The sequence below is a fragment of the bacterium genome (assembly GCA_035945995.1).
Classification (GTDB): domain Bacteria; phylum Sysuimicrobiota; class Sysuimicrobiia; order Sysuimicrobiales; family Segetimicrobiaceae; genus DASSJF01.
The window spans coordinates 46,492-54,939 of record DASYZR010000021.1; the positions used below are offsets into that span (position 1 = coordinate 46,492).

The following is an 8,448-nucleotide window of genomic DNA, read 5'->3' on the forward strand; positions in this document are numbered from 1 at the left end:
GCCGCCCCTACCCGGCCGCCCCGGCCTGCCCCCGCCGGGGGGCGGGGCCGGCCGGGGGCACGAGGGATGCGAGCGCGTGCACGGTCACCCAGACCGCCTCGCGCTCGTCGAGCAGCGCGGTGACCGGGGCCGCATCGAAGCCGCGCGGCACGTAGGCGTGCCCGGGATGAAGACCGGGCCACAAGCGCACCGGCAGCCGGAGCGCGCCGCGCGCCGAGCGCACTTCGCACACACTGCCCTCGGCGAGCCCCAGCCGGCCGGCGTCACCGGGATGGAGCGCGACGAACGGCTCGCCGGCCTGTGCGCGGACCCCCGGACAGCGAAGCGCCATCGTCCCGCGGTCGAACAGTTTGGTTCCGGCCAGCAACACGAGCGCCCCGTCGTGCGGCGCCGCCTCTCCCCGCCCGGGTGCGGGGGCGGGGACCGGTACCATCGCCGCGGGCGCAATCGGCGGCGGAGCGATGCGCGCGTCCGGCGCCCACCCGGGGATCAGGCGGGCGATCTCAGACGTGACTTCTTCCCACGACGAGAACGCGAGCGGAACCCCGAGCCGGGCGGCCAAGGCACTCAGGATCGCCGAGTCCGAGCGCGCCTCCCCCGGGCCGACCACCGCCTGCGCCTGGTGCTGGACGCGGCCTTCGAGATTGCCCACGGTGCCGGACTTCTCCGCGGAGGTCAACACGGGCAGCACGACGTCGGCGGCCGCGGCGGTCGCCGTGAGAAACGCGTCATGGACCACCAGCACGTCGAGCCGCTCCCGCGCCGCCCGCCACGCCGCGGCATCAGGGTACGACGTCGCCGGATCGGCCCCGACGACATACAGCATCACCACACGGCCGTCGCGGGCGCCGGCGAGCATCTCCCGGACCGTCCGGCCGGGGGCCGCCGGGATCGGACGGCCCCACACCGCCTCTACGGACGCCCGTGCCGCCGCGTCGGCGAGCGGCCGGTACCCGGGAAGCAAATCCGGCAAGACGCCGAGCGACTGGGCGCCGCCCGCGTTGCCGCGCCCGCGCAGCAGGCCGGTCGTCACCGCCGGATACGCGGCGCCGAGGGCGTGGAGCGACGCGACCACCGCGCGGCCTTCGGGCTGCTCAAGGGCCGTGTGGCCGGCGAGCACGAGTGGCCGCTCGGCGGCGGCGAGCAGCGCCGCGACGTCGCGCAGCGCCGCGGCATCAACGTCCGACGCCCGCGACGCCCCGTCCGGCCTGCCCCCGTCCGGGGGGGGGGCGCCCCCGCCGGCCAGGGCCTCGAGGATCGCCGGCTCGCTCCCCCGGCGGTAGGTGATGTTGTGGCGGGCCCACCGGGCGATCTCGAGCGCCCAGGGATTCGCGATCACGAGTCGCGCGCCGCGGTCGACTGCCTTCTTGACCCGCAGCCAGATGATCGGGTACTCCTCGGTCAGATCGCAGCCGAGCAGCACGATCACATCGGCGTGCTCGACGTCGCTGATCGGCCGGCCGAGCCCCCACGGCGCCTCCGCGGCCGGAAGCGGAAAGGCCGTGTCGTCGCGGAAGTCGATCGAGTTGGTGCCCACGATCCCGCGAAACACTCGGGTCAGGAGATACGCGTCTTCGTTCGTGCCGCGGGCGCCGCCGATCACGCCGATCCGGTCGGACGGCGTCCGCCGCACCGCTTCCGCGACCCGGTCGAGCGCCTCGTCCCACGTCGCGTCGCGCAGCGCCCCGCCGTCCCGGACGAGCGGCGTGCGAAGCCGGTCGCGGCTCCCCGTGAACTCGTAGCCGAAGAACCCCTTGTCGCAGAGCCAGACGTCGTTGATCTCCGGATGCTCGCGGGCGCGGGTCCGGGTCAGGTCGTTGTCCCGCACGTCGAGTGTCGTCGCGCACCCGCACCCGCAGTGGGCACAGACGCTCTCGTGCTGGCGGATGTCCCACGGCCGCGAGCGGAACCGATACGTCGCGCTCGTCAGCGCCCCGACCGGACAGATGGCGATCGTGTTGCCGATGAACTTGCTCTCCACGGGCTCCATGAACGGCGTCGCGATCTGGCTGTGGTATCCTCGTTCGAAGCCCTTCAGCGCGTCGTCGCCTGCGACGAGCTCGCCGAACCGGACGCACCGCCAGCAGAGCACGCAGCGCTCGCGGTCGAGCACCAGGACGGAGCCCATGCGCACGTGCTTGCCGTAGGTGCGCTTCGTTTCGACGAACCGGCTCGCGCCGGGACCGAACTTGAGCGTGTTGTCCTGCAGCGGACACTCGCCGCCCTTGTCGCAGATCGGGCAGTCGAGCGGGTGGTTGACCAGCAGGAACTCGAGGATGCCGCGCTGCCCCTGCTTTACGCGCTCGGTGGCCGTGCGCACGACCATGTCCTCCAGGGCCTCGAGCGTGCACGAGGTGGCGAGTTTCGGCATCTTCTCCACCTCGACGAAGCACATCCGGCACGCGCCGAGCGGCGGCATGCGGTCGTGGTAGCAGAACACCGGGATCTCGATGCCTATCTGGCGGGCGGCCTGCCAGACCGTCGTTCCCTTGGGAACGGCCACGGTCCGGCCGTCGATCGTCAGGTGGACCATCGGGACGGCCGGCCCCGGCGGCGCGGCCGCGGGCCAATCCAGCCTGCGGGTCGCCTCGGTGCCCTGGCCGGTCGAAGGCCCGGGGCGCAGGACCACCCCGCGCGAGTCGGGGGCCGGGGGCGGATCCGCGGCGGCGCGGCTCATGTCCTCACACCCTCGTTCGCGTCGTGGCCCCCGGCGTGGTTGCTCAGCGGCGTCGGCGTGACACGCGAACCGCGCTCGGCGTATGCCACGGTCGCCGGCGCCAAGTCGCACGTGCCGGTCTGGATGTGGCGGACGTACTCGTCGCGGAAGTACGTGAGTGACGCCCGGAGGGTCGGCGGCACGCTCTCCCCGAGCAGGCAGAAGCACGTACCCGTCATGTTACGGGCGATGTCGTCGAGGAGGCCGAGGTCCTCCATCCGGCCGTGCCCGCCGAGGATCCGCTCGAAGATCTGGCTCAGCCAGACGGTGCCTTCCCGGCACGGCGTGCACTTGCCGCACGACTCGTCGCGATAGAACTCCACCGCCCTCCCCACCAGGGCCGGAATGCAGGTCGTATCGTCCATCACGATGATCGCGCTCGAGCCGAGCATGGTCCCGATCTTCGCCAGCGAGTCGAAGTCCGCGGGGGTATCGAGGTGCTCGGGCAGCAGAATCGCCGACGAACACCCGCCGGGATAGATGGCCTTGAGCGTCCGGCCGGGCCGGAGCCCCCCGGCGTGCTCGAAGATGATCTCGCGCAGGGGCGTGCCGATCGGCAGCTCTTTGACCCCCGGGCGCACCACGTGCCCCGAGACCGAGTACAGGATGGGCGGCCCGGCCGCCTTATAGGCCTCCGGCCCCATCGCCACGATGTAGGGGACGTGCGCCATCGTCTCCGCGTTGTTGAGCACGGTCGGCCGGTCGTAGAGGCCGCGCACGGCGGGATAGTACGGCGGCTTCTGCCGCGGGAACGCCCGCCGGCCCTCGAGGCTCTCGAGCAGCGCCGTCTCCTCGCCGCAGATGTAGGCCCCGGCGCCGCGGTGGATCGTCATCTCGAGGTCGAAGCCGCTCCCGAGGATGTCGCGGCCGAAGTATCCCCGCGCGTACGCGTCCGCCAGCGCCCGGCGGAGCCGGTCGTACCCGAGGAAGAACTCGCCGCGGAGATAGATGTAGGCCTGGTGCACGTCGTTCGCGTAGGCGGTGATGAGGCTGCCCTCGAGGATCGCGTGCGGGTCGCCCTCGATGAGCGTCCGGTCCTTGAACGTGCCCGGCTCCCCCTCGTCCGCGTTCACGACCAGGTACCGGGGCTCGCCCTCGCGCTTCGGCGTCAGTTTCCACTTGCGCCCGGTCGGGAAGCCGGCACCGCCGCGGCCTCGGAGGCCGCTCTGGTCGACCACCTCGACGACCTGGTCCGGGGTCATCGTCCGGAGCGCCCGCGACGCGGCCTGGTAGCCGCCCGTCGCGAGATACGCGTCGATGGACGCGCGCTCGGGACCGAGATGCCTCGTGAGGATGGGCTCAGCCATCCGCAAGCGCCCGGACGAGGCCGTCGACCGCGTCGGGGGTGACCCGCGCGACGCGATCGGCGTCCGCCAGCAGCACCGGCGCCTCTTCGCACGCGGCCAGGCACTCCGCGATCTCGAGCGTCACGCCGCCATCCGCGGTCGTCTGTCCGGGCCGGATGCCGAGCCGCGCGCACAGCCGGTCGAGCACGGGCTCCGCGCCGTTCAGCTGGCACGACAGGTTCGTGCACACGCGCACCACGTGCCGCCCGATCCGCTCCGTGTGGAACATCGAATAAAACGTCGCGACGGCCGCCACCTCCGTAAGCGGCACGCCGAGGGCGTCCGCGACGTCGGCGAGCGCGGGCTCGGGCAGGTAGCCGACCTGCGCCTGCGCCGCGTGCAGCGCCGGCAGGAGCGCCGACTGGGCCCGGGCGTAGCGGGCCCGTGACGCGGCGATCGTCTCGAGCGTCTCCGGCGAGAGGAGGCGGGCCACTACCGGTCCACGTCTCCCAGCACGATGTCGATGCTCGCGATCGCGACGACGAGATCCGAGAGCGGGTGGCCCTCCAGCATCGCCGGCAGCGTCTGAAGATTGTAGAAGGACGCCGCCCGGATGTGCGCGCGGACCGGGCGGTTGCTGCCGTCGCTCACGATGAAGTACCCCTTCTCGCCGCGGGGCGATTCGGTTGCCACGTAGCTGTCGCCGGCCGGCGGACGGATCCCCTCGCTCACCAGCTTGAACTGATGGATCACGGCCTCCATGCTCCGGGCGAGTTCCGCGCGCGGGGGCAGTGCGATCTTGCGGTCGTCCACGATGATCGGCCCGTCCGGCAGACGGTCGAGGACCGCGAGCGCGATCCGCCGGCTCTGCCGCATCTCCTCCATCCGCACGCGGTACCGCGCGTAGGCGTCCCCCTCGGTGCGGATCGGCACATCGAACTCGACCGCGTCGTAGCCGCCGTAGGGCAACACCTTGCGGCAGTCGTGCGCGACGCCCGAGCCCCGCAGCACCGGCCCGGTCGCCCCGAGCGCGACGGCGTCCTCCCGCGACAGCACCGCCACGCCTTCCAGCCGCTCCCGCCAGATCAGATTGTCGTCGAGCAGCCGTTCGTACTCGTCGAGCCGGCCCGGCAGATCGTCGAGAAAGGCCCGCGCCGCCGCGACGAACCCGTCCGGCAGATCGAGCGCGACGCCGCCGGGACGGAAGTAACCGGGCATCATGCGCTGGCCCGACAGCATTTCGGAGAGATCGAGGTATTTCTCGCGGTCGGTCATCGCGTACATGAACACGCTGCTGACGTTCACGTCGAGCGCGGCCGCGGCGAGATAGATGAGGTGGCTGCCGATCCGGTTGAGTTCGCACATGAGCAGCCGGATCGCCCGCGCGCGGGGCGGCGGTTCGACGCCGAGCAGGCGCTCAACGGCGAGGTAGAACGCCATCTCTTCGTTGTAGTTCGCCAGGTATTCGACCCGGTCGACCAGAGTGACGTTCTGCAGATAGGTGCGCGCCTCCATCTCTTTCTCGATGCCGGTGTGGAGATACCCGAGCTCCGGCGTCACGCGCCGGATGATCTCCCCCTCCAGCTCGAGGACGAGGCGCAGCACGCCGTGCGTCCCGGGGTGCTGCGGCCCGACGTTCAGGGTGAGGGTCTCGCCCCCGTGCGCGACCGCGTCCGTCATTTCCGATCCTCCCCGGCGCCCGGGTCGGGCGCGGGGGCGTCGCCGCCGGCGTCCCCCCTGGAGGGGGCGGGGGATCCCGCGCTCGGCGCGGCGGCGCCGCCCGACCCCGATCCGCTGCCCGGCGGGAAGTAGGGGATGATCGCGCTCGGCACCTTCGGCGTGTGCCCGTGGAACTCGACGGGCTCCTCGGACAGCGGGATGTCGCGGCGCAGCGGATGGCCTTCCCAGTCGTCCGGCATGAGAATCCGCCGCAGGTCGGGATGGCCGTCGAACACGACGCCGAACATGTCGTAGACTTCGCGCTCGGGGAACGCGGCCGCCGGGTAAAGCGCCGTCGCCGTCGGCAGGCGCGGCGGCTCGCCGTCCACCTGCACTTTGACGGTCAGGCGGTCGCCCGAGCCGGCGCGGCCGAGCAGGTAGACCGCTTCGAAGCGGGGCACGGACGGGAGGCGGTCCCACGCCGTAAGATCGATCAGCATGTCGAGGCCGAGCCGTTCGCGCGCGGCACGCAGCACGTCGAGCAGGGCGCCGACCGTGACGAGGATGATCGCGCGGCCTCGCTCCTCCCGCGGCGTGGTGAGGCCCCACGGCACGTGGGGGCGCAGCCGGTCGAGGAGCGACTCCTGCATCCCCGCCTCGCGATCCACAGGCCTAGCGCTGCCGGGCGGTGGCGCCGCGCGCGATCAGGTCTTGCAGCAGACCCAGGCCGTGGAGCAGGGCTTCGGGCCGCGGCGGGCAGCCGGCGATGTAGACGTCGACCGGGATGACCTTGTCGACGCCCTGCACGACGGCGTAGTTGTTGTAGAGCCCGCCCGTGCTGGCGCAGTCGCCCATCGCGATGACCCACTTGGGCTCGAGCATCTGGTCGTAGATGTGGCGGACGACCGGCGCCATCTTCTGACTGACCCGGCCGGCGACGATCATGAGATCGGCCTGCCGCGGCGAGGCGCGGAACAACTCGGAGCCGTACCGCGCGATGTCGAAGCGCGACGCGGCGCTCGACATCATCTCGATGGCGCAGCACGCCAGGCCGAACTGCACGGGCCACACCGAACTCGCGCGCGCCCAGTTGAGCAGCCGGTCGATCGTCGTCGTGAGGACGTTGCGCTCGACGTCGCGCTCGGTCGCGATCACTCCCACTCGAGGGCCCTCCGCTTCAGGATGTAGACGTAGCCGACGGCCAGCAGCCCGAGGAAGGCGAACATCTCGCCGATGCCGGCCGGCCCCAACTCGCGGACGAGCACCGCCCACGGATAGACGAACACGATCTCCACGTCGAACAGAATGAACAGCATGGCGACGAGATAGTAGCGAATGGGAACGCGCTCCCGGGCGCTGCCGGACGGCCACACGCCGGCCTCGTACGGCAGGCCCTTTTGCAGCGTCGCGCGCCGGCCTCCGACCGCCATGTGGAGACCCATCAGCGTGCCGGCGAGGAGGAGCGCGAGCGTGAAGTGCACCAGCACGGGGACGTAGCCCGACATCGATGTGCCCCTCTGGAGTGCCAACGCTGTGACGCCGCGCCCGACAGGCGCTCACCGCCCATAATTGCAGAAGCGCCAAGTAGTGTCAACGAGCGCGGGCGGCGCCTCCGCTACGCCGCGCGCCGCACCTGCGTCACCACGGCGCGCAGCGCCTCGAGCGCCGCCTCGACCTCCGCCGCCTCCGTCGGCCGGCCGAGTGTCAGCCGGATCGCGGACATCGCGCGCTCGGCCGGGAGGCCGAGAGCCGTGAGCACGTGGGACGCCTCGATCGTCCCCGAGGAGCATGCCGCGCCCGCGCTCACCGCGACGCCGCGGAGGTCGAGGCCGATCACCAGCGACTGGCCGTCGGTGCCCTCGACCGAGAGATTCACGTTGTTCGGAAGCCGGCGGACGGGATCGCCGTTCAACGCGACCCCGGGAATGCCGAGCGCGCCCTGGATCAGGCGGTCGCGCAGGCCGGCGAGGCGCGCCGTCTCCGCCTCCATCGTCTCGCCGGCGATGCGCAGCGCCGCGCCGAACCCGACGATCCCCGGCACGTTTTCGGTTCCGCCGCGGCGGCCGCGCTCGTGGCCCCCGCCTCGCTGCAGCGGCGTGAGCGGCGTGCCGGTCCGCACGTAGAGGGCGCCGACGCCCTTCGGCCCGTACCGCTTGTGACCGGAAAGCGAAAGCAGGTCGACGCGCAGGTCGTCGACCCGCGACGGCAGCGCGCCGACCCATTGGGTCGCGTCCGAATGGAACGGCACGCCGTGCTCCCGCGCGACGGTCCCGATCTCCGGCAGCGGCTGCAGCGTGCCGATCTCATTGTTGGCCGCAATGATCGAGATCAACGCGGTGTCCGGCCGCAGGGCGCGGCGCACGTCGTCCGGATCCACGATCCCGGACGCGCCGACCGGCACCTCCGTCACCTCGACGCCGCGCTGTCGGAGCACCTGGCACGCCTCGAGGATCGCGTGGTGCTCGATCGCGGACGTAATCACGTGCCCCCCGGCGCGTCCGGCGGCGCTTGCGACGCCGAGCACCGCCAGGTTGTCGGCCTCGGTCGCGCCGCCGGTGAAGACGATCTCGCCCGGCCGCGCGCCGAGCAGCGCGGCGACCTCTTGCCTCGCGCGGTCTACCGCCGCCCGCGCCTCCTGCCCGAAGGCATGCGTGCTGCTGGCATTGCCCCAGCGCTCGCTGAAGTAGGGGAGCATCGCGGCGAGCACGCGGGGGTCCACGGGGGTCGTCGCCGCGTAGTCGAGGTAGACGCTCACCGCCGTCGGGACCCCGAACCCCTAGTGCCGCC

Annotated in this window: 8 protein-coding genes; all 8 read right to left on the bottom strand. The window is 72.2% G+C overall.

Translation table 11 applies throughout. The features are described from left to right. Positions 1–7: 7 nt before the first annotated feature. The 8 genes from nuoG to VGZ23_01895 all read right to left on the bottom strand — a co-directional run bounded on the left by nuoG (position 8) and on the right by VGZ23_01895 (position 8,416). Entirely contained in the window at positions 8–2,677 is a 2,670-nt protein-coding gene (gene nuoG / locus VGZ23_01860; GenBank protein ID HEV2356347.1) for an NADH-quinone oxidoreductase subunit NuoG, read from the bottom strand. Continuing rightward, a complete protein-coding gene (gene nuoF, locus VGZ23_01865; protein HEV2356348.1) occupies positions 2,674–4,023 on the bottom strand; it encodes an NADH-quinone oxidoreductase subunit NuoF in 1,350 nt (449 codons plus the stop codon). Before nuoF ends, nuoG begins: the two co-directional genes overlap by 4 nt. Continuing rightward, positions 4,016–4,495 (bottom strand): NAD(P)H-dependent oxidoreductase subunit E, encoded by a 480-nt coding sequence (locus VGZ23_01870; GenBank protein ID HEV2356349.1) that lies wholly within the window; start codon positions 4,493–4,495, stop codon positions 4,016–4,018. Before VGZ23_01870 ends, nuoF begins: the two co-directional genes overlap by 8 nt. After that, positions 4,495–5,682 carry an NADH-quinone oxidoreductase subunit D gene (locus VGZ23_01875; protein ID HEV2356350.1) on the bottom strand — a complete coding sequence of 396 codons (1,188 nt, stop codon included), beginning with the start codon at positions 5,680–5,682 and terminating at the stop codon, positions 4,495–4,497. The genes VGZ23_01870 and VGZ23_01875 overlap by 1 nt, the downstream gene beginning before the upstream one ends. After that, the gene (locus VGZ23_01880; GenBank protein HEV2356351.1) at positions 5,679–6,311 is read right to left on the bottom strand and encodes an NADH-quinone oxidoreductase subunit C; all 633 of its coding nucleotides are present in this window, start codon (positions 6,309–6,311) and stop codon (positions 5,679–5,681) included. The genes VGZ23_01875 and VGZ23_01880 overlap by 4 nt, the downstream gene beginning before the upstream one ends. 22 nt (positions 6,312–6,333) lie before the next feature. After that, positions 6,334–6,816 (bottom strand): NADH-quinone oxidoreductase subunit B family protein, encoded by a 483-nt coding sequence (locus tag VGZ23_01885; protein ID HEV2356352.1) that lies wholly within the window; start codon positions 6,814–6,816, stop codon positions 6,334–6,336. Then, positions 6,813–7,166 carry an NADH-quinone oxidoreductase subunit A gene (locus VGZ23_01890; protein HEV2356353.1) on the bottom strand — a complete coding sequence of 118 codons (354 nt, stop codon included), beginning with the start codon at positions 7,164–7,166 and terminating at the stop codon, positions 6,813–6,815. Before VGZ23_01890 ends, VGZ23_01885 begins: the two co-directional genes overlap by 4 nt. A 110-nt stretch (positions 7,167–7,276) precedes the next feature. Next, the gene (locus VGZ23_01895; GenBank protein HEV2356354.1) at positions 7,277–8,416 is read right to left on the bottom strand and encodes a cysteine desulfurase family protein; all 1,140 of its coding nucleotides are present in this window, start codon (positions 8,414–8,416) and stop codon (positions 7,277–7,279) included. Between the last annotated feature and the right edge of the window lie 32 nt (positions 8,417–8,448).